The organism is Ancylobacter sp. Lp-2 (assembly GCF_020523795.1).
Classification (GTDB): Bacteria; Pseudomonadota; Alphaproteobacteria; order Rhizobiales; family Xanthobacteraceae; genus Ancylobacter.
The window spans coordinates 25,411-48,512 of the sequence record NZ_JAJALI010000011.1; the positions used below are offsets into that span (position 1 = coordinate 25,411).

The 23,102-nt window shown below is 67.6% G+C and carries 22 protein-coding genes and 1 pseudogene; 6 read left to right on the plus strand and 17 right to left on the minus strand.

Going from position 1 to position 23,102, the window contains the following annotated elements; all coding sequences use genetic code 11:
- The first annotated feature begins 22 nt into the window (after positions 1-22).
- Entirely contained in the window at positions 23-1,267 is a 1,245-nt protein-coding gene (locus LGR54_RS21600; protein WP_230364024.1) for an MFS transporter, read from the plus strand.
- Positions 1,268-1,304: 37 nt separating this feature from the next.
- On the opposite strand, the gene LGR54_RS21605 is transcribed toward LGR54_RS21600, so the two are convergent.
- From LGR54_RS21605 to LGR54_RS21645, 9 genes and pseudogenes are all read right to left on the minus strand, one after another.
- On the minus strand, positions 1,305-2,114 hold the full coding sequence (locus LGR54_RS21605) for an ABC transporter ATP-binding protein (RefSeq protein ID WP_230364025.1): 810 nt from the start codon (positions 2,112-2,114) through the stop codon (positions 1,305-1,307).
- The gene (locus LGR54_RS21610) at positions 2,099-2,917 is read right to left on the minus strand and encodes an ABC transporter permease (protein ID WP_230364026.1); all 819 of its coding nucleotides are present in this window, start codon (positions 2,915-2,917) and stop codon (positions 2,099-2,101) included. The genes LGR54_RS21605 and LGR54_RS21610 overlap by 16 nt, the downstream gene beginning before the upstream one ends.
- 4 nt (positions 2,918-2,921) lie before the next feature.
- On the minus strand, positions 2,922-3,797 hold the full coding sequence (locus LGR54_RS21615) for an ABC transporter permease (RefSeq protein ID WP_230364027.1): 876 nt from the start codon (positions 3,795-3,797) through the stop codon (positions 2,922-2,924).
- A gap of 30 nt (positions 3,798-3,827) precedes the next feature.
- Entirely contained in the window at positions 3,828-4,154 is a 327-nt protein-coding gene (locus tag LGR54_RS21620; RefSeq protein WP_230364028.1) for a ferredoxin family protein, read from the minus strand.
- Positions 4,151-5,776, minus strand: coding sequence for an FAD-binding protein (locus LGR54_RS21625; protein ID WP_230364029.1), 1,626 nt, complete (start codon positions 5,774-5,776; stop codon positions 4,151-4,153). Before LGR54_RS21625 ends, LGR54_RS21620 begins: the two co-directional genes overlap by 4 nt.
- Before the next feature lie 77 nt (positions 5,777-5,853).
- Entirely contained in the window at positions 5,854-6,930 is a 1,077-nt protein-coding gene (locus LGR54_RS21630) for an ABC transporter substrate-binding protein (RefSeq protein ID WP_230364030.1), read from the minus strand.
- A gap of 208 nt (positions 6,931-7,138) precedes the next feature.
- Positions 7,139-8,146, minus strand: coding sequence for a GlxA family transcriptional regulator (locus LGR54_RS21635; RefSeq protein ID WP_230364031.1), 1,008 nt, complete (start codon positions 8,144-8,146; stop codon positions 7,139-7,141).
- Entirely contained in the window at positions 8,143-8,706 is a 564-nt protein-coding gene (locus LGR54_RS21640) for an isochorismatase family protein (protein ID WP_230364032.1), read from the minus strand. Before LGR54_RS21640 ends, LGR54_RS21635 begins: the two co-directional genes overlap by 4 nt.
- A gap of 256 nt (positions 8,707-8,962) precedes the next feature.
- Positions 8,963-9,106 (minus strand): annotated as a pseudogene (locus tag LGR54_RS21645) (molecular chaperone); the annotation flags it as partial.
- A gap of 315 nt (positions 9,107-9,421) precedes the next feature.
- Between LGR54_RS21645 and LGR54_RS21650 the strand changes: the two are divergent.
- From LGR54_RS21650 to LGR54_RS21670, 5 genes are read left to right on the plus strand one after another with little or no spacing between them, the layout of a single operon-like run.
- Positions 9,422-10,822, plus strand: a complete 1,401-nt coding sequence (locus tag LGR54_RS21650; protein WP_255607923.1) for an FAD/NAD(P)-binding protein — start codon at positions 9,422-9,424, stop codon at positions 10,820-10,822.
- A gap of 45 nt (positions 10,823-10,867) precedes the next feature.
- Positions 10,868-11,899 (plus strand): ABC transporter substrate-binding protein, encoded by a 1,032-nt coding sequence (locus LGR54_RS21655; protein WP_230364034.1) that lies wholly within the window; start codon positions 10,868-10,870, stop codon positions 11,897-11,899.
- Positions 11,900-11,901: 2 nt separating this feature from the next.
- Positions 11,902-12,651, plus strand: coding sequence for an ABC transporter ATP-binding protein (locus LGR54_RS21660; protein WP_230364035.1), 750 nt, complete (start codon positions 11,902-11,904; stop codon positions 12,649-12,651).
- 2 nt (positions 12,652-12,653) lie between these two features.
- The gene (locus tag LGR54_RS21665; RefSeq protein WP_230364036.1) at positions 12,654-13,499 is read left to right on the plus strand and encodes an ABC transporter permease; all 846 of its coding nucleotides are present in this window, start codon (positions 12,654-12,656) and stop codon (positions 13,497-13,499) included.
- Positions 13,500-13,509: 10 nt separating this feature from the next.
- Positions 13,510-15,186, plus strand: coding sequence for an amidohydrolase (locus LGR54_RS21670; protein WP_230364037.1), 1,677 nt, complete (start codon positions 13,510-13,512; stop codon positions 15,184-15,186).
- A gap of 50 nt (positions 15,187-15,236) precedes the next feature.
- On the opposite strand, the gene LGR54_RS21675 is transcribed toward LGR54_RS21670, so the two are convergent.
- From LGR54_RS21675 to LGR54_RS21710, 8 genes are read right to left on the minus strand one after another with little or no spacing between them, the layout of a single operon-like run.
- Positions 15,237-15,779, minus strand: coding sequence for a cupin domain-containing protein (locus tag LGR54_RS21675; RefSeq protein ID WP_230364038.1), 543 nt, complete (start codon positions 15,777-15,779; stop codon positions 15,237-15,239).
- 24 nt (positions 15,780-15,803) lie between these two features.
- Entirely contained in the window at positions 15,804-16,427 is a 624-nt protein-coding gene (locus LGR54_RS21680; protein WP_230364039.1) for a glutathione S-transferase N-terminal domain-containing protein, read from the minus strand.
- Positions 16,428-16,446: 19 nt separating this feature from the next.
- Entirely contained in the window at positions 16,447-17,601 is a 1,155-nt protein-coding gene (locus LGR54_RS21685) for an LLM class flavin-dependent oxidoreductase (protein ID WP_230364040.1), read from the minus strand.
- A 33-nt stretch (positions 17,602-17,634) separates the two neighbouring features.
- Entirely contained in the window at positions 17,635-18,750 is a 1,116-nt protein-coding gene (locus LGR54_RS21690) for an LLM class flavin-dependent oxidoreductase (RefSeq protein ID WP_230364041.1), read from the minus strand.
- Positions 18,747-19,967: an acyl-CoA dehydrogenase family protein gene (locus LGR54_RS21695; RefSeq protein WP_230364042.1), complete on the minus strand. Its 1,221-nt coding sequence runs from the start codon at positions 19,965-19,967 to the stop codon at positions 18,747-18,749. Before LGR54_RS21695 ends, LGR54_RS21690 begins: the two co-directional genes overlap by 4 nt.
- Positions 19,960-21,483, minus strand: coding sequence for a tripartite tricarboxylate transporter permease (locus LGR54_RS21700; RefSeq protein WP_230364043.1), 1,524 nt, complete (start codon positions 21,481-21,483; stop codon positions 19,960-19,962). The genes LGR54_RS21695 and LGR54_RS21700 overlap by 8 nt, the downstream gene beginning before the upstream one ends.
- A complete protein-coding gene (locus tag LGR54_RS21705; protein ID WP_230364044.1) occupies positions 21,483-22,031 on the minus strand; it encodes a tripartite tricarboxylate transporter TctB family protein in 549 nt (182 codons plus the stop codon). Before LGR54_RS21705 ends, LGR54_RS21700 begins: the two co-directional genes overlap by 1 nt.
- The gene (locus tag LGR54_RS21710) at positions 22,012-23,043 is read right to left on the minus strand and encodes a tripartite tricarboxylate transporter substrate binding protein (protein WP_230364045.1); all 1,032 of its coding nucleotides are present in this window, start codon (positions 23,041-23,043) and stop codon (positions 22,012-22,014) included. Before LGR54_RS21710 ends, LGR54_RS21705 begins: the two co-directional genes overlap by 20 nt.
- Positions 23,044-23,102 lie beyond the last annotated feature (59 nt).

A 23,102-nucleotide genomic window follows, 5' to 3' on the forward strand; every position in this document is an offset into this window, starting at 1 on the left:
AGCCTATGAACGGAACCTACGCATGCCTGACCCAGGTCAGACGACACCGGCCACATCCAGCCGTCCCTTCATTCTCTACGCTGCCGGGCAGGCCGTCTCCTCCACCGGCAGCTGGATGCAGCGCATGGCGATCGGCTGGCTGGCCTGGGAGTTGACCCAGTCGGTCGCCTGGATCGGTGCCATCGCCCTCACCGAACTGGTGGCGGCACTGTGGGTGGCGCCGCTCGCGGGTGTCATCACCGACCGCAGCAATCCCTACCGGCTGAATCTCCTCTTCCAGTGCTGCGGCATGGTGGTGACGCTGACGCTGTTCGCCGTCACCGTGACGGGGGCGATGACCATCGAACTGCTTTGGCTGCTGGCGCTGGCGGATGCCAGCTGGCAGGGACTGAGCCAGCCGGCCCGGGCCGTCGCCATCGGGTTCCTGGCCGACCGCCGCCACATGGCGCGGGCGGTGGCGGCCAATTCCATCGCCTTCAACGTTGCGCGTGCCGCTGGCCCGGCACTCGGGGGCTTTGTCATCGTCCATGCCGGAACGGCGGTGGTGTTCCTCGTCGACGGCGCCAGCTTCGCGGTGCTGATCTTCGTCCTCGCTCGCCTGCGCGCCGCTCTGGACCGCCCGGGCGCCGCCAGCGGTCGCAGCGTGCTGCAGGATTTCGTCGGCGGTTATCGCTATGTCGCCCGCACCCCGGCGGTCGCGACGGTGTTCCTGCTCGCTATCGCGTTCTCGGTGCTCGGTCGTCCCTTCACCGAACTGTTCCCTGCCATCGCCGGCGATATGCTGGGCGGTGGGCCTGGCGTGCTCTCGACGCTGATGAGCTTGCAGGGCGTCGGCGCCCTCATCGGCGGCAGCTGGATGCTGCGTCGGCGCTCCACCGACCGACTGGTAACGGTGACCTATCTCGCCGGCATCGGTATGGCCGGCGCGCTCATCGCCTTCTGCTTCGTCGGGGACCGGACGGTGGCGTTCGTCCTGGTCGCCCTGGCCGGCCTCTGCCATGTGATGTGCAATATCGGCATGCAGTCGCTGGCGCAGCTGTTCTCCGACTCGATGTTCCGTGGCCGCACCATGGCGCTCTACGGCTTGATTTTCCGCACCGGTCCGGCCGCCAGCGCCGCGCTCATCGGCATCGCCGCCGGCTGGCTCGGCCTGCCGCTGCTGATCGGCATCGCCGCAGCGCTGTGCGCGGCAAGCCTCGTCGCGATCGGTCTCGCCCGGCGCCATGCCTTCGCCGACGGACCGCCCGAGACCGGGCAGAAGGTTTGATCGGCGCGAAAGGTCGCGCCTGGCGGACGCGGCTGGCTCAGGCAGCGTGCCGGTGGAGGTGAAGCAGATCGAGGATGTCCTGCTTCACTTCCACGAAGGCGCGCTCCGCCCGTTGGCGTGGCCGTGCACCGGCAATGTCGAAGATCTGCCGCACCCGTCCGGGGCGCGGGTCCATGACCACCACGCGGTTGGAGAGGAACACCGCTTCCTCGACATCGTGTGTCACCATCACCATGGCGATGCCTTCGTGCTCCCACAGGCGCAGCAATTCCTCCTGGAGATAGCCGCGCGTGAGCGAATCGAGGGCGCCCAGCGGCTCGTCGAGCAGCAGCAGGCGTGGGCGTGGCGCCAGCGCCCGGGCGATGGCGGCGCGCTGCGACATGCCGCCGGAAAGCTGGTGCGGCAAGGCCTTCTCGAAGCCGGAGAGACCGACGAGGCGGATCAGTTCGGCGACGCGGGTACGCTTTTCCTCCGCCGCGCCGGCCACGCTGTTGAGGCTGAGCAGGATGTTGGCCTCCACGCTCAACCAGGGCAGCAGGCGATGATCCTGGAAGACGATGCCGCGGGTGAGGCTGGGCTTCGTCACCTTCTGGCCGTCAACCGCGACGGTGCCGCTGTCCGGCACATCGAGACCGGCGATGAGGCGCAGAAGAGTCGACTTGCCGCAGCCGCTCGGCCCGACGAGGCTGACGAACTCGCCCGGCCGCACGGCGAGCGAGACATCCGTCAGCGCCTGCACCGTGCCGCCGTCGACGGCGAAGCTCTTCGAGACGTTGCGGATGTCGATGTCACTGCGATGCGGGCCGGCGGCTGGAGCGGTATGCGAGGCGTCTAGTGTCTGGACCATGGCAGGGCCCTCCGTGAAAGCAGCACGACGGCGCGGTCGAGCGCCAGCCCGACCACCGCCAGCGAGACGACGCCGACGATCACCCGGTCCATGCGGGCAAATTCGCGGGCGGCGGCGAGATAGGCACCGAGTCCGTCGCCCATGCCGTTAATGTAGCCGGTGCCGATCAGGTACTCGGCGCCGAAGGTGCCGAGCCAGGCGATGTTGAGCGACAGTTCCAGCCCCGCGAGCAGCGCCGGGGTGGCCGCCGGCAGCACGATGCGGCGCAGCGTGGTGAGCCGGTCGAGCTCCAGCACACGGCCGATCTCGCGATAGGGCACAGGCACGTTGCGGCAGCCGGCCTCCGCCGCCAGCGCCATGGGAAAGAAGGCGCCGAGCGCGATCAGCGTGATCTTCATCAATTCGCCGTTGCCGAACCAGGCGCTGAGCAGCGGAATCCAAGCGAAGAGCGCGATCTGTCGGGCGCTGTTGATGGTCGGGTCGCCGATGCGCCGGGCGATGCCGGAGAGGCCGAGCAAGGTGCCGACGAGGAAACCCGCGGAGATGCCGATGGCCGAACCGATCAGCGCCCGCAGCAACGTCGCCGCCAGGGCGAAGGGCACCGCGCCCGAGGCAAAATCCTCGATGGCGGTGTGCAGTACGACCTGCGGCGGGCTGAAGAGCTCGGGGTTGACGAGACCCGCGGCGCTGATCGCCGCCCATATCGCGATCAGCGCGATCGGCAGCAGGGCTCCGCGCCAGAGACGGCCGCAGCGGGTCAAGGCCGGCTGTGAGGGGGAGGATGTGGGGGGGGCGGTGCTCATCGCCTCACCTCACGCTATGGAAGGACCAGCGAGTGGTCCGGTTCTGCAGCTTCAGCAGCCCATGGTCGAGCGCCCAGCCGACGAGACCGATGACGATCATCGTGGCGAATACCACGTCGAGCTGGAACGATTTGCGCCCCCACATCATGAGGTAGCCGATGCCTGCCGCCGAGGCGAGCATCTCGACGAGGATGAGCGCTTTCCATCCTTTGGAGAGCGAGAGGCGGAAGCCGGTGGCGATGGCCGGCAGCACCGCCGGCAGCACGATGTGGCGCAGCCGGGCGCGGCGATCGAGTTCCAATGCCCGTGCGACGTCGTCATATTTCGCCGGCATCGAGCGGATGGCTTCGAACACCCCGACCATCAGCGGCAGGAAGGCGGTCTTGGCGATCAGGACGATCTTCAGTGTCTCGCCAATGCCGAGCACCAGCATGAAGAAGGGCAGCCAGCCGAGCGAGGGGACCAGGAAGAAGGCGCGTATGGTCGGCGCGGCATAGGTTTCCAGCGTCCGCGACAGGCCGAACGCGACGCCGACGGCCAGTCCGGCAAGGCCACCAAGCAGGACGCCGGTCATCACCCGCGCGAGACTGACCGCGAGTTCGTGTGCGAGCTGGCCGGAAGTGGCGAGCTCCAGACCGGTTTGCCAGACGAGGCTCGGCGCCGGCAGGATCTGCGGCGCCAGCCATTCCTGGCGGACGGCCACCGACCAGATAAGCACCAGCACCGCCGGCAACGACAAGCCGAGAAGGACGGTGACGGCGAAGCTGCCGCCGCGCCGCCAGGCCCGCGAAACGGCGTGCGGTGCATCCCAGCTGGTGATGTCGGGCGCCAGGCCACCCGGCACCAAACCCTGGGAACGCTGGATTCCGATATCGGACATGGCTGCTCTCCTCACGGTGGCGGGGTGAAATCAAAGAAAGGCGCGCAATTCGAAGGTGGGGTCGTTTTCGGCACCGGCGGCCTTGCCGCGCTTCCAGCCGAGCGCGCGGGCATAGCTGCCAAACAGCCCGCGCGCGGTGATTTCCGCTTCGTCGATGCCGGTCGGCCTTTCGGCATTCGGATCGACGAATAATGCGTCGGCGGGGCAGTAGATCTCGCAGAGAAAGCACGTCTGGCAGTCTTGCTGCCGGGCGATCACCGGAACCCTGCCCGGGCCGCCGTCGAACACATTGGCCGGGCAGGCCTTCACGCAGATATCGCAGGCGATGCAGCGCGTCGCGGACACGACCTCGATCATGACTGCGCCACCCGCAACGGCGAGGCATAGCTCGCGCGATCGAGAGCTACGCCGATTTCGTCGAGCCCGAAGGTGCGGATGCGATGGGCGAAGTGCGGATCGGATTCCGGAGCGTCGCTACGTCGGTGAAGCCCACGGCTTTCATTGCGAAACACGGCGCTGGCGAGCGCCCAGCGCGAGGAGGCGAGCAGCGCGCCGGCTTCGCGGGTGCGAATGGCAGCTGCGCCTTCGCCCGCGAGGGTGGCCTGGGCGTCGCGCCAAAGCCCGTCCAGCCGGGTCAGGCTGCGTCGCAGTTTCGGGCCGGTTCGGAAAAAGTTGCCGTCGATGGCAAGCATCTCCTTGCGCACGGCTGCGACGACATCGGTACTCGCTTCCGCCTCGGGACGGGCACTGCGAGCGACCAGCCCAATGCCGCCGAGCCGACGAAGTTTTCCTGTCACGTCCCGCTTCGAGCTCACCGCCGTGCGGGCCGCCGCCGCACCCGCCCAACGGCCGGAGGCGATAGCCCAGGACGCGTTGGGGCCGCCGCCTCCAGAGGCCGCGCCGGCAATATCCTCGCGGCTTGCGGCATCGCCTGCGGCGTAGAGGCCGGGAATGCCGGTCCAGCCGCCCTCGTCGAGAAGGCGGATCCCGCCAACGCCGCGCACCGTCCCTTCACCGCGCAACGTGATCTCGAAGCGTTGCGTGAACGGATCAACGCCGATGCGGTCAAACGGCAGGAAGCAGTTCGGCTGGCCGCGCCGCAGCCAGTCCTGGATCTCCGGCCCCGCCTTGTCGAGGCGGGCAAAGACGGGGCCGCGCAGCAGTCCCTTCGCCACCGCGACGTGCCGGTCGCCGGCGCTCATGTCGAGCGGCTTGCCATCGACATCGAAGAAGCTCGCCCAGCGATAGGGGAGGCCCTTGTTGAGCGAGCTGCCGGCGGGTGCCACGCCGTACTGGCCGCAGAATTCCATACCGGAGAGGCTGGCACCCGCCTCGGCGGCCATGAGATAGCCGTCGCCCGTTAGGCCGGTGGCGCCGAGCATGCGTTCGCCGAAGGCACAGCCGCCGGTCGCCAGCACCACCGCGCCAGCCGTCACCTGCCAGGGACGGTTCTGCTGTCGATCCCATCCCGCCGCGCCGACGATGGCGTCGTCCGCGCCGAGCAGCTCCAGCGCCGGATGATGGTCCAGCACGATGACGCCGCGCTTCAGGGCGAGGCGGCGCATGTGGCGCATGTAGTCGGGGCCGCGCAGATTGGCGATGTAGAGTTCGCCATCGGACTGGCGCGGAAAGGGGTAGCCGTCGTTCCCAAGCATGCGCAGCGCCTCATGGGCGGTATCGAGCATGCGCAGCATGACATGCGGATCGGCGAGCCCGAACGCACGGGCGGCGCGACGCTCCACCTGGGCGGCGCGGGCCTCGCCCGGCGGCACGCACCACGTGCCGGTGTTCGACGGTGCCGTGGCGCCGCTGGTGCCGAAATAGCCCTTGTCGGCCAGTACCACTCGGCGGCCATTCTCGGCCGCCGTCACCGCCGCCCATGCGCCCGCGGGTCCGCCACCGAGGACGAGGACATCGGCCTCCAGGGTGAGCGGAGCGGTCCGGTCAGCCGACTTCCGGCGAGGTGAGGTGTGCGGCATGTGGCGACTGTTCCAGTAGTAGGGAAGGCGCGTCCGACCCTCGAGCCGAACGCGCCTTGCTTCTCTGTTTCAAGCGATCAGCTTTGCGGCTCGCCCTTGGCGTTGCGCGCCGTCCAGGCCTTCTCGACGCCGAGTTCCTTGATGGCGGCGTTCAGATAGGTCGGGTCGATCCACTGGTTGACGTCGAACGACGTCTTGATGAGCTTGTTCTCCAGGGCGAAGGTCACGCCGTTGGTGATGTTGGTCTTGTAGAAGTCGTCCAGCAGCGGGCTCAGCCGGTCGGCGAGCTTGTCGCCCGCGAAGTCGTTGGCGAGGGCCTCGCGCGGCACGCCGGTCAGCGCCCAGATGTCGAGCACGGCGTCGCGGTTCTTTTCGTCGGAAGCGAAGGCGGCGGCCTCGACGAAGGCCTTCACCACTCGCTTGGTGGTTTCGGGATATTTGCTGGCGAAGGCCTCGGTGACGATGAAGGAGCCGAACAGGCTGCCGGGCGCCGGGCTGCCCTTGGTGGAGTACACGGTCTTCACCGTGCCCTTCTCCACCAACGGCAGCAGATTGTTGCCGCCGAGCACGGCATCGACGTCGCCGGTGGTGACGGCGGCGACCTGGTCGGCCGATTGCAGGTCGAAGATGGTGACGTCCTTTTCCGTCAGGCCGCCTTGCGCGAGGACGCGATTGAGCGCCAGCTCGTTGATGGTGCCGCGCGAGACGGCGATCTTCTTACCCTTCAGATCGGCGATCTTCCCGACGCCGCGGTCGGGACGAGCGACGAGATAGGAGGGGTTGGTGCCGTAGGACGCCAGCACCTTGGTCTTCAGTCCGGCGCCACGGCCGACGATGTTCGGCAGGCCGCCATAGTTGGCGAAATCGGCCTGTCCGTTCGCCAGCGCCTCGTTGATGGCGGGACCGGTACCGCGCGGAAACTGCCACTCGATCTTCACGCCGTCCTTGGCGAATTCCTTTTCGAGATATTCCTTGGCACGAACCACGCCGATGACCGCCGAGCCATAGGGCTTGCCCGCCGCATTCCCCTGGCCGGCGAGGCGGATGACATCGGGCGGCGTTTCCGCGCGCGCCGGGATGGCAACGAAGGCGGCGAGCGCAGCGGCGGCGATCAGAAGGCGGCGGCCGAATGTCCGGGAGATGGGGTGCGACATGGCAAAATTCCGATGAGATGGAAGCCCGGCGCGCAGCGGCACGAACACGTCTGCGGACCAGATGGGCATCCCATCGTGCCGTGAAATCGGTGAATGTCAATAAATTCTATAAATTTAATATATAATAGACCCGGCACGGCTCCCAGACGTGTCGCTGGCAGCATCCGTCCGCGTGTCTCCGGTCGAGGCCAAGGGGCGCGACGGCGGGCTACGGGTGTTTTGCGGCCGTTCGCCCCTGAGCTGGCGATGTGTCGTGCATCCGCTTCCACACGCGGCGAAATTGTCGGCTGGAGGCGAAACCCGCTCTTTCGGCGATGCTCTCCATGTCGAGCCGCGAGCCAACGACCAATTCGCGGGCGAGGGCGATTCTCACGCGATTCACATAATCGGTGACGCTCATACCCGCATGTTCGTTGAACAGTCGCGACAGGTTGCGGGGGCTCGCTCCGGCACTTCGTGCGATCTCCTCCACCGACCAGTTTCGAGTTGGGTCGGCAGTGATGTCGTCTTGCGCGCGGTGAATAGCCGGATGGATGTGGTTGCGACCTTCGAGCCATGGCGACAGTTGCGGATCGGCGCCGCCACGCCGGAGATAGACGACGAGGTAGCGGGCGACGGCAAGGGCCGTCGCGGGTCCTGCTTCCTGCGCGATGACATGCAGCATGAGGTCGATGCCGGCGGTGATCCCGGCGCTGGTCATCCGGTTGCCATCCTCGACGAAGAGACGGTTCTCGCATATGCGGGCTAACGGTGCGAGGCGCCTGAGCTCGGGCAGCGCGCCGTGATGGGTGGTGCAGTCATGGTCGTCGAGCAGACCGGCGCGTGCGGCCAGCAAGGCGCCGGAACAGATGGTGATGAGCCGGACGGATTTGCCGACGGAGCGCGCCAGCCACGTCGTGATCGCCTCCTCCAATTCACGGTCTTCCAACCGAGGCGGGTGGCTTTCGCCAAGCGGCAGGTCGACGGCTCCGGCGACAATGACCAGCGCATCGTCCGGAAGGCCGTCGGGCAGGGGAGCGATGCCCGACAGAGCAAGCCCTATCGAGCTGCCTATGGCATCCGCTGGCCCGATATAGGTGACGTCGAAACGCACCTCCGCTTGTTCCAGATTAGCCTTGCGGAGCGCCTCCATCGGGCCGGCAATGTCGAGGAGCAGCGCGCGCGGAGGCACGACCACGAAAACCGGGATCGTTCTCAACGCCGGCTCCTTGGTCATGCCGCGCTTCGCTCGGCCGAGGAGGCGAGGGCCGCCTCCACCGTGGCAATGCGGGCAAAGCGCCCGGCCAGGACCAGTTCCGTTCGCGCGCGAATTTCGGCGGCGCTCCATTCGCGTCCCGTGGCATCGGTCATCGGGAAGGTCAGCGTGGCCTCGCCCACGTAGTCGACGCCGTATCCGAGGTCGGAAGCGTGACGGGTCGTGGTCTCGCAGCATTGTTCGGTGCGGATGCCGGAGACGATGATCCGGCGAACGCCGTTCCTTGTCAGCCACACGTCGAGACCGGAGCCGATCAGGGCGCTGTGGCGCCGCTTCTGGAAGACCGCGTCGGCTTCGAGGCGCAGCGGTGCGAGGGCCGTCAGCAAGCCCGATGCCTCGGAAAAGGGGCCGATTTCCTCGACGTGGAAGATCTGCACCACGGGGATGCCGAGGGTTGCCGCGCCATCGATCAGCGCCTGTTGGCGTTCGATATAGGCCGGCAGGCCATCTTCACGGAAATACGGGCGGTGACGGAAAGATTCCTGCGCGTCGATGACGAGCAGAGCGGTTTGGGCGGACATTCTTGTCGTCTCCATCGTTTTCACATGGAGACATGATGGCTCAGTTCATACAACGTGAAATGGCATTTCCTGACAATCATCGGACAGTTCGCGCCATAAGGAGGCCGTGGGGATGGCGGTACTGGAGGCCGTCCGCGCGGCGCCCAAGCGGGCGTCGGTTCCCGCGTCATTCTGCACACGGCAAGATGGGGTCGTCGCGACCCGTGCCTTCACGATGTGGGGGCGCTGTGTCCGGCGAGCCCCGTCGCTGCTGGCGTCAGACGTCGGCGCCAGGCCCCGGTGCCGCGGCTGCAGGTTTGTGGTGCGGCAGTTCGGCGATGAGCGCTTCGGTCGTGACGGGCAGGCCGGCGCCGGAGGTCGCGTCCCGCAGCGCAGTGCGTGCCACCTTGGCTGGATCGACCGGGTGGGGGAGGTCACCCGTGCCGGATCTGATCGTTATCTTCCCCTTTTGAAGGTGGCCGTTCGAGGTGATCCCATACAGGCAGGTCGCTGTGCCGGTGTCGTTCTGCTCGGTTGTTGGGCGCGATCAAAAAATCATCGACAGGCACTCCGGTACGCCTTAATGGATGAGCAGCGAGATGCTGCCGCCCTTGTTTGGAATGGCTTTTTCTCTCGAAACGGACCGGACCGTCCGTTCCGTTTGTATGGATTGGAGAGCGATGCCTGCCTGTCCTGTCATGACCGACGCCACGATTGAATGGCAGCTCGTAGCGCGATGACGTCCTTGACTTCGAGCGGGGATAGGTCTCGTCGGGCCGTCATTGTCGGCGGTGGTGCGAACGGTACCTGGATGGGCGTGCATCTGGCGAGAGTGCCGGGGATCGAGGAAATCGTACTCATCGACCGGGATGGGCGGTTCGGTCGGGGCGTCGCCTACTCGGCCACGGCGGATTGCCACCGGCTCAACGTGCCGGCCGAGCGCATGGGCGGGCGCGACCAGGAGGATGGCGCCGGCTTCGCGACCTGGCTGCAGCGGAACGGATGGCCGGCCGGTCGAACTTATGAAGACACTTTCGTTCCCCGCCGTCTCTATGGCGATTATCTCTGCGCCGAATTGGCAGCGGTGGAGGCGACCAGGCGCCTGAGCCGGCTTCGCGACGATGTGCAGGCACTTGAGCGGCGGCCGGGCGGCCACGCGGTCGTTACCGCTTCCGGCAAGACGATCGAGGCCGCCACGGTGGTACTGTGTCTCGGCAACCCGCCGCCGGCACCGATCCGGGCAACCGTGCCCGCACCGCGACTCGTACCGGATATCTGGGCGGCTGGCAGCCTCGATCCGATCCGCGCCTCGGACGATGTGGTCATCGTCGGCACGGGGGCGACCGCCATCGATGCCGTGCTCGAACTCGTCCGGCGCGGCGTCGGATCGCGTATCCGCATGATCTCGCGCGGGGGGCGGCTGCCCCTTGTCGATGCGCCGGGCCTGCCGTGCGATCCGCTGGACCCTATTCCCGCCGACACGGTGCGCGGCATGATGACGGCCTTGCGCGCGGCCATCTCCGACCATGCGGAGCGCGGCATCCCCTGGCAGAGCGTGTTCGATGCCTTCCGCGCCCGCGCCGGTGACATATGGCTCGCCCTGTCGAATGACGAGCGCCGCCGATTCCTGCGCCATCTTCGTTCACCCTGGCTCGTCCACCGGCATCGGTTGGCGCCCGACATCGCCCGTCAGATGGAGAAGCTGCAGGCGGAGGGGCGCGTCGAAATCATTGCCGCGCGCGTGCTGGGTGGCGAACCGACCCCGGAAGGCTATGCCTTGCGGCTGCATCGGCGCGGCAGGCCCATGGAGGCCGGCGAAACGCTGGAGACCGACTGGGTCATCAACTGCACCGGTCCTGACGAGCACTATTCCCGCAGCCGCATTCCGCTGGTGCAGTCCCTGCTCAGCTGTGGCGTGGCCCGTCCCGGTCCTTTCGGCCTGGGTCTCGATTGCGACCATCGACATCGCTTAGTCGATGCGGATGGGCAGGCCCATGCCGGCCTCTATCTGGTCGGCCCGCCCGGTCGCGGGCGGTTCTGGGAAGTGACGTCCGTACCCAATGGCCGTGATCAATGTGTGAACGTGGCCAAAGACGTAGCCGCCACGCTCGTCCCGGTGGCTTCTCAAACGACTTAACTCGTATATATCCATCGATTTTATCGACAATAAGGTGGAGTTTCCATGACCAGCGCCTCCTCTCCCTCATTTCTCAGCCGCCGATCCGTGCTGCAACTGGGCGCAGCGGGTGCTGTCGCCTCCGCTCTTCCCTGGGGAGGCGCGCATGCGGCCGATATCAACGCCACGCTCGCCTATGGCAGCACGGGCTATACATGGGCGCTCACCTTCGTCGCGGAGGCGCTGGGCACGTGGAAGCAGAACGGCGTCAATCTCAACGTCATCGACTTTCCGACCGGCCGTGAATCCATGCAGGCGCTGCTCGCCGGCTCGGCGGATTTCTCGACCTCGACGGACACGCCCTTCATCTTCGCGGCGCTGCAGGGGCTGAGGCCGATCGTTCTCGTCAATTACAGCCGCTACACCCGCGACATGAAGGTGGTGGTTAGCAAGGCCAGCGGCATCGACCCGAAGTCTCCGGCGAGCCTCAAGGGCAAGAAGATCGCCACCCGCGTGGGCACCAGCGGCCAGTACATGCTGGCGAAATATCTGGAGATGGCCGGCCTCGGCCTTGGCGACGTCACCGTCGTCGACCTCTCGCCCAACGACATGACGGTCGCCACGGTGCGTGGCGATGTCGACGGCTTCGCCTGGACCGGACAGGCGGCGAACGTGGCGCTCAAGCAGTCCGGCGGACAGGTCGAGGTGATGACCCAGGAAGGCTTCGAGAAGTTCTTCCAGAGCCATCAGCTGCTGCTCACCTCCGAGAAGGTGATCAAGGAGAATCCGGCGCTGCTCGCCGCTGCGGTGAAGTCGCTGTTCGGCGCGGAGGAGCGCATCAATTCGGACCCGAACTGGGCCACGCTCATTTCGGAGCGCGTGCGCGCGCCGGCTGAGGAGATCAAGGACGCCACCAGCGTGTTCGAGTTCAAGATCGGCTTCGACGAGCGATTCCTCGACGATCTCGTAGCGCAGGCGGAATGGGCCATCGCCGCCGGGCTCTCCAAGCGGCCGGAGGGCGATCTGCGCGCCCTGCTGCGCGGCCTCATCTATGAGGGACCCGTCAAGGCGGCAAAGCCCGACCGGGTCACGATCTGACCGTGGCCAGCCTGATCGAAGTCGAAGGCGTCTCGCAAATCTTCGAGACGCGCGAGGGCCAGGCGAACTGGGCGCTCTGGCAGGTATCCCTTGAGATCGAGGCAGGCGAATTCGTCTGCCTCATCGGCCCTTCCGGCTGTGGCAAGACCACGCTGCTCCATTTGATCGCCGGCTTCATGAAGCCGTCGGAGGGCCGCGTGCGCTTTGCCGGCGCCCCGGTCGGCGAACCCGGGCCGGATCGCGGCGTCGTCTTCCAGGAATACGCTCTGTTCGGGTGGATGACCGCCCGGCAGAACGTGGAGTTCGGCCTGCGCATGCGCGGCATGGGCCGGGCCGAGCGGCGTGAGCGCGCCCGCGAGGCGCTCGCCCGCGTCGGGCTCGAGCGCGCGCTCGACCGCTACCCGCACGAGCTGTCCGGCGGCATGCGCCAGCGCGTCGCCGTGGCCCGTGCCCTGGTCAACGAACCGAGGGTGCTGCTGATGGACGAGCCGTTCGCCGCAGTCGATGCCATCACCCGCACGACCTTGCAGGACGATCTGGTGCGGCTGTGGCAGCAGACCGGCGTCTCGGTGGTGTTTGTCACCCATAATGTGGACGAAGCCGCCTTTCTGGCGCAGCGCGTCGTGGTCATGCGCCCGCATCCCGGCAGCGTGAAGCGCTCCATGACCATCGACCTGCCGTATCCGCGTCAACGTTCCTCCGCCGAGTTTGCGGGGCTTTACGCCGATATCGGCGCGGCGCTCGGAGAATGAGCATGGAAGCCAATCGCCTGGCGACCGAGAGCGCGCATCGCCTCGAACTGGAAGCCGCCTTCCTGCACGCTCAGCAACGCCGCCGGCGGTGGCTGTTCCTCATGCGGCTGACGCTCAATCTGTGCGGAGTGGCGCTGTTTCTTCTCCTGTGGGAGAGCGTGCCCTGGCTGTTCCCCACCATCAACAAGGTGCTGTTCCCCACACCCTCGGTGGTGTTCAGCGCCTTCTGGCCAATGCTGCTCTCGGGCGAGATCGTGCTCAATATCGGCGTGAGCGTGCGCCGCGCGGCGACCGGCTTCGTGCTGGCGGCCTTCGTCGGCATCGCCGCCGGCGTGTTCACGGCGCGCTCGCGCGTCGCCGACTATCTCACCGAACCGCTGCTGCACGGCTTCCGCTCGGTGCCGGTCATCGCGCTGGTGCCGCTTTCCGTGCTGTGGTTCGGCATCGGCGAAGGGGCGAAGATCGCCCTGGTGGCGACGGGGGCGTTCTTCCCGATCTGGATCGCTACTTTCATCGGCGTGCGCGACGTGAACCTCGTCTATCTGCGCTCGGCGGCCTGCCTCGGCGCGGGCAAGCTCGCCACCATGTTCCTGGTGGTGTTGCCGGCGGCGTTGCCGCTGATCCTCGCCGGGCTCCGGCAGGCCATGGCGATCTCGCTGATCGTGCTGGTCGCGGCGGAGCTGTCGGGTGCCACCTCCGGCGTCGCCTACATGATGTCGATGGGCCACCAGCTGTTCCGCGTGGACATCATGTTCATCGGGCTCATGCTGCTGGGCACGCTCGGCTTCGTATTCGACCGCCTCTTCGTGTGGCTCACGCGGCGGCTGTTCCCCTGGTACGTGAACTGAATGGCGTGACATGACCGAGCCGGCCGAGCTGATCCTGCATAATGGCGACATCCTGACCTTCGATCCGACGCGGCCGCGCGTGCAGGCGCTGGCCGTTCGCGGCGGGCGCATCGTGGCCACGGGGGGAGACGATCTCGTCGCGGCGTTTTCCGGCCCGGCAACGCGGCGGATCGACCTTCAGGGCCGGTTCGCCATGCCCGGCTTCAACGATACCCATGCCCATATGGAGAGAGAGGGGCTGAAGCAGCAGCGCCTGTCGCTCGCAGGTGCGGGCTCGGTGGCCGAAATTCTCCGGCGCATCGCGACCGCGACCGCCGCCGCGTCTCCGGGTGACTGGATCGTCACCATGCCCGTAGGCGAGCCACCCTATTATTTCGATGGGGTGACCAAGCTCGCCGAAGGCCGGATGCCGACGCGCGAGGAGCTCGACCGCGCCGCGCCGGAGAACCCCGTCTATATCCCCGGCCATTTCGGCAATTGGGGCGTGCCACCCGGTCACACGGCACTAAATTCCCGCGCCATCGCCCTCAACGGCCTCAGCCGCCACAGTTGCCCGCGCTGCCGCGGCATCGACTTCATCTGCGACGAGGTGACCGGCGAGCCCACTGGCGCCATTGTCGAGCGCAATGGCCGCCCGGCGGTCGAGTTCGACATGCTTCGCGCCGTGCCGCGCTTCGGCTTCGAGGAGCGGCTGGAAGGCTTGCGGCGCTCGATCGAGCTCTACCACGCCTGCGGTACCACCAGCGTGTATGAAGGGCATGGTTCCGCGCCCGAGACCATCTCGGTCTATCGTGCCCTGTGGGAGCGCGGCGAGCTGACCATGCGCACCGGGCTGTGCGTCAGTCCGAGCTGGTCCGGCGTCGGCGAGGCGCAGCGCGCGATGCGCGACTGGCTGGCCTATGCGCGCGGCAAAGGGCTCGGCGATCCCTGGCTCAGCATATCCGGCGTTCATGTCGCCTATGGCGGCGACAAGCTGGTCGCGGAGCTCGCCCGCGCCGACCTGCCCAATACCGGCTGGTCCGGCTTCGTGGAGCAGGCCTACACGCCCGAGGAGTTCCGTGAGGTGTGCTTCCTCGCCGCCGAGCACGATCTGCGGCTGAACACCATTGTCGGCGACCACCTGCACGAGATCGTGCCGGTGCTGCAGGCGATCAATGAACGGCACCCGCTCGCCGGCAAGCGCTGGGTGATCCAGCACATCGCACGGGCGCGCCTCGAGGATCTGAAGGCCCTCAAGGCGCTCGGCGTGATGGTAACGACGATCCCGACCTATTTCCTCTGGAAGGGCGGGCACGCCTATCTGAACGAACCCGACGGCGGCGACCTGGTCGTGCCGCACCGGCATATGCTCGATCTCGGCCTGCCGCTGGCCATCGCCACCGACAACATCCCCTACGACCCCTTCTTCACCCTATGGGTTGCGATGGCGCGGCAGGAGCGCGTCACCGGGCGGCAGATCGGCCCCGGGCAGGCGCTCGACGTTGAGACGGCGCTGCGGCTGTTCACCGCGGCGGGCGCGGCGCTCACCTTCGACGAAGGCTGGAAGGGGCCGTTGATGCCGGGCTTCGCCGCCGACATTGCCGTGCTGTCGCGCAACCCCTTGTCACTCGACGCGGGGGAGGTGCGGGGGCTCGAATGTCTGATGACGCTGGTCGATGGAAGAATTGTCCACGCCCAGCCATTCTAGCCCACGCGACGCCTGATGATCAGGGTTTCCGACGAACGAGGTGCGGGGCGCTAAGCCTTGCCTGAATCAGGTTGACCGCCTGGCGCCTTGTGGATCGGGTCGACCCAGTAAACCGCCTCCGGCTTCTCGACCGGGTCGACATCGGTGATGTTCACCACCACCGCCTCGTTGTCCGAGCGCACCAGCACGCATTCCAGCGGCTGGTTCGGGTCGGCGTTGATCTCCTGGTGCGGCACGAAGGGCGGCACGAAGATGAAGTCGCCGGGCTCGGCCTCGGCGACATATTCAAGCCGGTCGCCCCAGCGCATGCGGGCGCGCCCGCGCACCACATAGATGACGCTCTCCAACTCGCCGTGATGGTGCACGCCGGTCTTGGCGTCCGGCTGGATAGTCACCGTGCCGGCCCAGATCTTCTGCGCACCGACGCGGGCATGATTGATGGCGGCCTGACGGTACATGCCGGGCGTCTGGGCGGTGTTGTCGTCGAGCCGGTCGCCCTTGATGACGCGCACGCCATTGTGCTTCCAGCGGTCCTCCGCGTGATCATGGTGGTGATCGTGATCATGCGGATGGTCGTGTGAAGGCTCGCTCATTGTCTTGTCCTGTGCTCGACCCGTTCACGCGGCCAGCGGCTGTGGTGCGCGGGTCGCCTCAAGGCTCGGATGCGCCGAGACCGCCGCGAACCAGTCGGCCGCTCCCCGATGGGCGGCGCGCCAATTGTAGTCGGGAAAGCGCAGGTCGAGATAGCCGAGGGCGCAGCCAAGCGTGATGGTGCCGATGGTGAGGTCGGGCGTCAGGGCCGGAGACCACTCCTCGATCCGTGCCAGCGCCGAACCGATCTTGTCGAACTGGCGCTGCTGCCAGAGATCCCAGCGATGCTCGGCGGGGCGGGCCGTCTGCTCGTAACGTATCAGCAGCGCGGCATCGAGGAGGCCGTCGCCGAGCGACTGCTGGGTCAGCGCCGTCCAGCGCGCCGGTCCTTCGGCCGGAAACACCCGGCGCCGGCGCGTATGGGCGTCGAGATATTCGGCGATGACCCGGCTGTCGAACAGCGTCAGCCCGTCATCGGTGACCAGCGTCGGAACCTTGCCGAGCGGATTGGCGGCGACCACCTGCGCATCGCGGTCGATGGGATGCGGCGCGGCGGCGAGGCGTTCGATGGCCGCCTCGTGACCGGTCTCGATCGCGACAATGGCGACCTTGCGGGCATAGGGCGAGGTCGAAGAGTAATAGAGCTTCACGGCAAGGTTCCCTGGCGGATCATTCGGCGGCAAGCGTGGCGGCGCTCGCGCGCTCGGCGATCACCTGCCGGGCGCGCGGCAGCAATTCGCGGCCGTACTGGATGGCGTCGGCCAGCGGATCGAAGCCCCGGATCAGGAACTTGCTGATGCCGAGTTCGGCATAGTCGGCGAGCGCATCGGCCACCTGATCGGGCGTACCCACCAGTCCGGTCGAATTGCCGCTGGCGCCGGTCAGCGCGGCGATGCCGGTCCACAGGCACTTGTCGAGCCGTGCCCCCTTCGCCGCCGCCTCCAGCAGCCGGCGCGAGCCCTCGTTCGGCGGGGCGACGCCGGGATCGCGCGACTTGCGGGCGTTGTTCGGGGCGCGGCCGTCGCCGCCGCCGGCTCGCAACGCCTTGGCGCGGGCCAGGATGTCGTCGGCCTTGGCCCAGGCCTTTTCCTCAGTGTCGGCCAGCACCGGGCGCAGCGAAAGGCTGAATTCCGGCGTGCGCCCGTGCTCGGCCGCTGCCGCGCGAACCCGGCCGACCAGCTCGGCGACCTGCTCATAGGTTTCGCCCCATAGGGCGTAGACGTCGGCATGGCGGCCGGCGACCTTCAGCGCCGCCGGCGAGGCGCCGCCGAAGAAGATCGGGATGCCCGCCGGGTTCACCGGCTTCACGTCGCCGAAGCCGCCGCGCACCTTGTAGTAGCGACCGTCGAAGTCGAAGGGCTCGGGGCTGGTCCATTCGCGGCGCAGCACCTCGATATATTCGTCGGTGCGGGCATAGCGCTCGTCCTTGGTGAGGTGATCACCATCCTGCGCCAGCTCGGTGTCGTTGCCGCCGGTGATGATGTGCACCGCCACCCGGCCGCGCGAGAACTGGTCGAGCGTGGCGAGCTGGCGTGCCGCCAGCGTCGGGGCGGTGAAGCCGGGGCGATGGGCGATCATCAGCTTCACCCGCTCGGTGACGCTCGCGACATGCTGGCCGATCAGGATGCTCTCCGCCGAGGTCGAGTGGAAGGCGACCAGCACCCGATCGAATCCGGTATAATCCTGCGCTTTCGCCACCGCCTCGATATAGGGGATGTCGAGCGCCGGGCCGGTGCGGCGCAGCGCCTCCGAATTGCTGAAATGGCCGACATAGCCGATGAATTCGAGGCCGGTCGGTCCGGGGGCGGTTGATCCGAGGGTCATGGAGCAGTCTCCGCGCTGGCGGTGAAAAGGGGATCAGGCGGCGGCGCGGGTGTCGCGCTCGGCGACCAGCGCGCGGATGCGCGGTAGCAGCTCGCGGCCATACTGGATGGCGTCGACCAGCGGGTCGAAGCCGCGAATGAGGAAGCGCCGCACGCCGAGGTCGTAGTAATCGAGCAGCGCGTCGGCAACCTGGTCGGGCGTGCCGACCAGCGCGGTGGTGTTGCCCTGCGCGGCGGTGAGCCAGGCGATGCCGGTCCACAGGCATTTGTCGAGCCGCGCTCCCTTCGCCGCCGCTGCCAGCAGCCGGCGTGAGCCCTCGTTCGGAGGGGCCTCGCCGGTCGCGCGCTTGCGGCGGATATTGTGCGGCGATTGCTGGTTGCCGCCGGCATTGCGCAGCGCGGTGGCGCGGGCGAGGATGTCCTCCGCTTTGGCCCAGGCCTTTTCCTCGGTGTCGGCGAGAACCACGCGGAGCGAGACCGAGAAGCCAGGCGAGCGGCCATGCGGCCCGGCCGCGGCGCGCACCCGGCCGATCAGCTCGGCGACCTGCTCCAGCGTCTCGCCATAGAGGGCGTAGACGTCGGCTTGGCGGCCGGCGATCTCGATCGCCGCCGGCGAGGCGCCGCCGAAGAAGATCGGGATGCCCGTCGGGTTCACCGGCTTCACGTCGCCGAAGCCGCCGCGCACCTTGTAGTAGCGGCCGTCGAAGTTGAAGGGCTCGGGGCTGGTCCATTCACGGCGCAGCACCTCGATATATTCGCCCGTGCGGGCATAGCGCTCGTCCTTGGTGAGGTGATCGCCATCCTGCGCCAGCTCGGAATCGTTGCCGCCGGTGATGATGTGGGTGACGATGCGCCCGCGCGAGAACTGGTCGAGCGTGGCGAACTGGCGCGCCGCCAGCGTCGGGGCGGTGAAGCCGGGGCGATGGGCGATCATCAGCTTGAGCCGCTCGGTGACCCCAGCCACATGCTGGCCGATCAGGATGCTTTCGGCCGAGTTCGAGTTGAAGGCGACCAGCACGCGGTCGAAACCGACATATTCATGCGCCTTGGCCACCGCCTCGATATGGTCGATGTCGAGCGCCGGCCCGGCGCGGCGCATGGTCTCCGACGAATTGAAATGGCCGACATAGCCGATCAGTTCGACGCTCATGACGATGTCTCCGATGAAGAGGGGGCGAGCGCCGCCGACAGGGCGGTTTTGCCGGCGGCGACGAGCGCGGCATCCTCCTGCGGCGTGTGGATGCGTCCGCACAGGACGTTGCGGTGGTGGCGCTCGAGCGGGTTGGCGCGAGCGATGCCGTGATTGGCGGACAGCCTCAGCGCGATGTCGACGGCGGCGATGGCGTTCTCGGTGACGGTGAGCTTGGCGAGGCCGGCCTGCTCGGGCGTCGGCAGCCGGCCCTCGTCGACGGCGCGGGCGAGCCCCTGCGACAGCGCCTCGTTGACTTGCAACAGCCGCTCGATCCGCCCCATCTCCTCCTGCACGCGCGGCAGGGTGGCCAAGGGCGCGCCGAGGCCGGTGGGCACCCGTTCGTTCAGGAAGCCGGCGACCCAGTCGCGGGCGGCGCGGGCGATGCCATCATAGACCGCGCCGAGCAGCACGCCGTGCCAGGCGGCCTGAAGGGGCTCCTTGCCGGTCCATTCCTCCGGTCGGCGCAGATCGGCGGCGTAGCGCGCCGGCACGGCGACCGCGTCGAACACCACGTCGTGGCTGCCGCTGGCACGCATGCCGAGTGCGTTCCACGTCGGCTCGATGACGATGCCGGGGCTGGACACCGGCACGGCGAAGCGGCCGACCCGCACCTCAGGCTCGTCGGTGCGGGCCCAGACGATCATCCAGCCGAGCACGCTGGAGCCGGTCGAATAGATCTTGCGCCCGCTGATCGACCAGCCGGCCGCGGTGCGCCGGGCGAGCGTCGCCGGCAGGCCGCCGCGGGTCGGCGAGCCGAGTTCCGGCTCGACCCGCAGCGAGTTGATCATGCCGCCGGTGGCGACCGCCTGCGTCAGCACCTCGCTTACCAGCGCCGGATCCCAGCGCCCATGCGGCAGGGTGGCGAGGTTGAGATACTGCATGAACAGGATCAGCGCCGTGGAGGGCTCGCCCTGCGCGAGGATGCGGATCACCTCCACCGCCTCGGCGAGGCCGGTACCGGCGCCACCATGGGCGGGAGACGCGGTAAGCCCGCTCAACCCTTCGGCGTGCAGCGCGGCGAAGTTCGCGACCGGCACCTCGGCGGTGGTGTCGTAATGCGCGGCGGTGCGCGCGAATTGCGCGGCCAGCTTCCGCGCCCGGGCGAGCGCTGTGCCGTGCCGGGCGAGCCGCGCCAGCCGAGACGGCGGCGCGTCGGATAGCAGCGCTTCAGACATCGGCTGCTTCCTCGACGAATACCCGCCCACCACGTGCCTTGAGCAGGCTCGGCACCACCAGCGCCGCCGCGAGCGCGAGCACGCTGAGCACCAGGAACAGGATGGCGAGGCCGCTCGACACGAAGATCGAGAGATCGCCGCCGGAAATGGTCATCGACTGGCGGAACGACTGCTCCATCATCCCGCCCAGCACCAAAGCGAGCACCAGCGGCGCGGTCGGGACGTCGAGCTTGCGGAAGGCATAGCCGAGCAGCCCGAAGCCGAAGACGATGTAGAGGTCGAACACGCTGCCATTCACCGCGTAGACGCCGATCGAGGCGATGGCGATGACCAGCGGGAACAGGATGCCGGTCGGGATGCGCAGCAGCTGCACGAACAGGAAGATCAGCGGCAGGTTCATCACGAACAGCACGACATTGCCGACATACATGCTGTTGACGAGGCCCCAGAACACCTCCGGATGCTGGTTGATCAGCAGCGGCCCGGGCTGGATGCCGAGGATGACGAAGGCGCCGAGCAGCACGGCGGTCGCGCCCGAGCCCGGCAGGCCGAGCGCCAGCAGCGGCACCATCGAGCCGGCGGCGGAGGAGTTATTGGCCGCCTCCGGTCCGGCGACGCCCTCGATCATGCCGGTGCCGAACTTCGCCTTGTCCTTCGAGAGCGCCCGCTCCAGGCTGTAGGACAGCATGGTGGAGACGGTGGCGCCGCCGCCGGGCAGCACGCCCTTGACGAAGCCGATGGCGGTGCCGCGGATGATCGGGCCGACGGAGCGGCGCCATTCCTCGCGGGTGAGCCACAGCCGGCCCTTGATGCCGATCAGCTGCGCCGGATTGCGGAAATGATCCTCCAGACTGACGAACACCTCGGAAAGCGCGAACAGCCCCACCGCCGCCAGGATGAAGTCGACGCCGTCGAGCAGTTGCGGGAAGCCGCCGGTGAAGCGCGGCATGCCGCTCTGCAGGTCGATGCCGACGGTGGCGATGACGAGGCCGATGAGCATGGACAAAAGCCCGCGCGCCACCGTGCGGCCGCCCAGCGAAGCGGCCGACAGCATCGAGAACACCATCAGGGTGAAGTATTCAGGCGGGCCGAATTGTAGCGCGAACTGCGCCAATGGCCGCGACAGCGCGCTCAGCAGCACGATGCCGACCGTGCCGGCGATGAAGGAGCCGATGGCGGACACCGCCAGCGCCGCGCCGGCCCGGCCGTTGCGCGCCATCTGGTAGCCGTCGAGCGTCGTCATCACCGAGGAGGCTTCCCCCGGCGTGTTGAGCAGGATCGAGGTCGCCGAGCCGCCATACATGGCGCCGTAATAGATCGCGGCGATCATCATTAGCGCGCTGGTCGGATCCATGCCGAACACGATCGGGATCAGCAGCGCCATGCCGGCCGAGGGACCGAGGCCGGGCAGGATGCCGACCACGGTGCCGAGCAGGCAGCCGACGACGATGTAGCCGAGATTATGCGGCTGCAGCGCGACCGTGAGGCCGTGCAGGAAAAGGTCGGCGCCGTCCATCAGCGGAATCCGAACAGAGTGCCGGCCGGCAGGAAGACGTCCAGCAGGTTGTTGAACAGATAGAAGCTCGCCACCGCGAAGGTGGGTGCGACGGTGAGGGTGGTCCACAGCCGGCGGCCGTCGAACACGTAGATCAGGCCAGCCAGGAACAGGCCAGTGGCGAGCATGTAGCCTAGCGGTCCGAACGCCAGATAATAGGCCAGCGTCCAGCCCATTACCCCGGCGGCGATGCGGTAGCGCGGGTCGGCGAGATCGAAGCCGGCGCCAGCGACCGCCGGCTCGTCGCGAAACAGCACAAGCCCCTCGACCAGCAGCCCGGCGGCGCAGATGAGCAGCCCCGCGCCGATCAGGTAGGGAAAGGCGCGCGGCCCCACCGGATCGACCAGTTGCGGGGTCGGCAGCGCGGCGGCGGCGCGGATGTAGCCGATGGCGAAGATCGCGGTGGCGGCGGACAAAGCGAGACTGATCCTCGCCTGTGCCCCGAGCCGGCGGAACAGCGGCACCGCCGGCGCGCCCAGCGTCACGGCGCTATTGCTGCTTGGCGACATCGAGGCCGAGCCCGCCATAGATGTCGGCATAGCGCTTGTTCTCATTCTCGAAGAACTTCGCCGTATCGGCACTGTTGAGGTAGCGCGGGTTGAGGTCGCTCTTCTTCACTTCCTCCTCCCATGCCGGCGTCTTGACGAGGGCGGCGAAGGTATCGTCCCAGAACTTAATCTGCTCCGGCGTCAGGCCCTTGGGCGCGACGATGGCGCGCCAGGCATAGATGACGGAATCGATGCCGTATTCCTTCCAGGTCGGCACATCCGCCAGGAAGCCGCCGGCACGCTCGCGGCTGGCGACGGCGATGGGGCGCAGGTCGCCCGACTGCACGAAAGGCAGCACCGGCTGCGGCGACGACACCACTACGTCGATGCGCCCACCGAGGGCGGCGGTGATCGCCTCGGCATTGCCGTTGGAGAAATTCACCGTCTTGAGCTTGCCGCCCTTGATGTCGACGCCCACGCCCTTGGCGAGCGCGAGGGTGGCGATGTGCTGCACGGTGCCGAGGCCGGTGGCTGTGGAGAACACCACCGAGGACGGGTCCTGCTTCAGCCGGTCGATCAGGTCCTGCGCGGTCTTGATGCTGGACTTCGACGGCACCGAGAACACCACCGTCTCGTCATAGAGCAGCGCGATGGGGGTGAAGTCCTTGTAGGTGATCGGGCTGCGGCCGAGCAGATTGTTGGTGATCAGCGGCGTGTTGACCAACTGGATGGTCTCGCCCGAGCCGACCTGGCTCGCCGTATAGGTGAGCGCCAGTGCGTGCCCGCCACCCGGCTTGTTCACCACGACGCTCGACGGCGGGATGGTGCCGTCCTTGACCAGCCAGTCGAGGATGAGGCGGGCATTGCGGTTCAGCCCTTCGCTGGCGGAAACACCGAGGACGATCTCCACCCGCTTCTCCGGCTTCCAGCCCTCGGCGATGGCCGGCGCCGAGAAAGCCGCCAGCACGCCAGCGGCAGCCAGCAGGCCCATCGCCTGCCGACTCATCCCCTTCAATGGATTGCGAATGAACATGAATCCTCACTCGTGGCATTGTCGCCACTAATTATCTATCGATTTAAGAGAGTATTGGA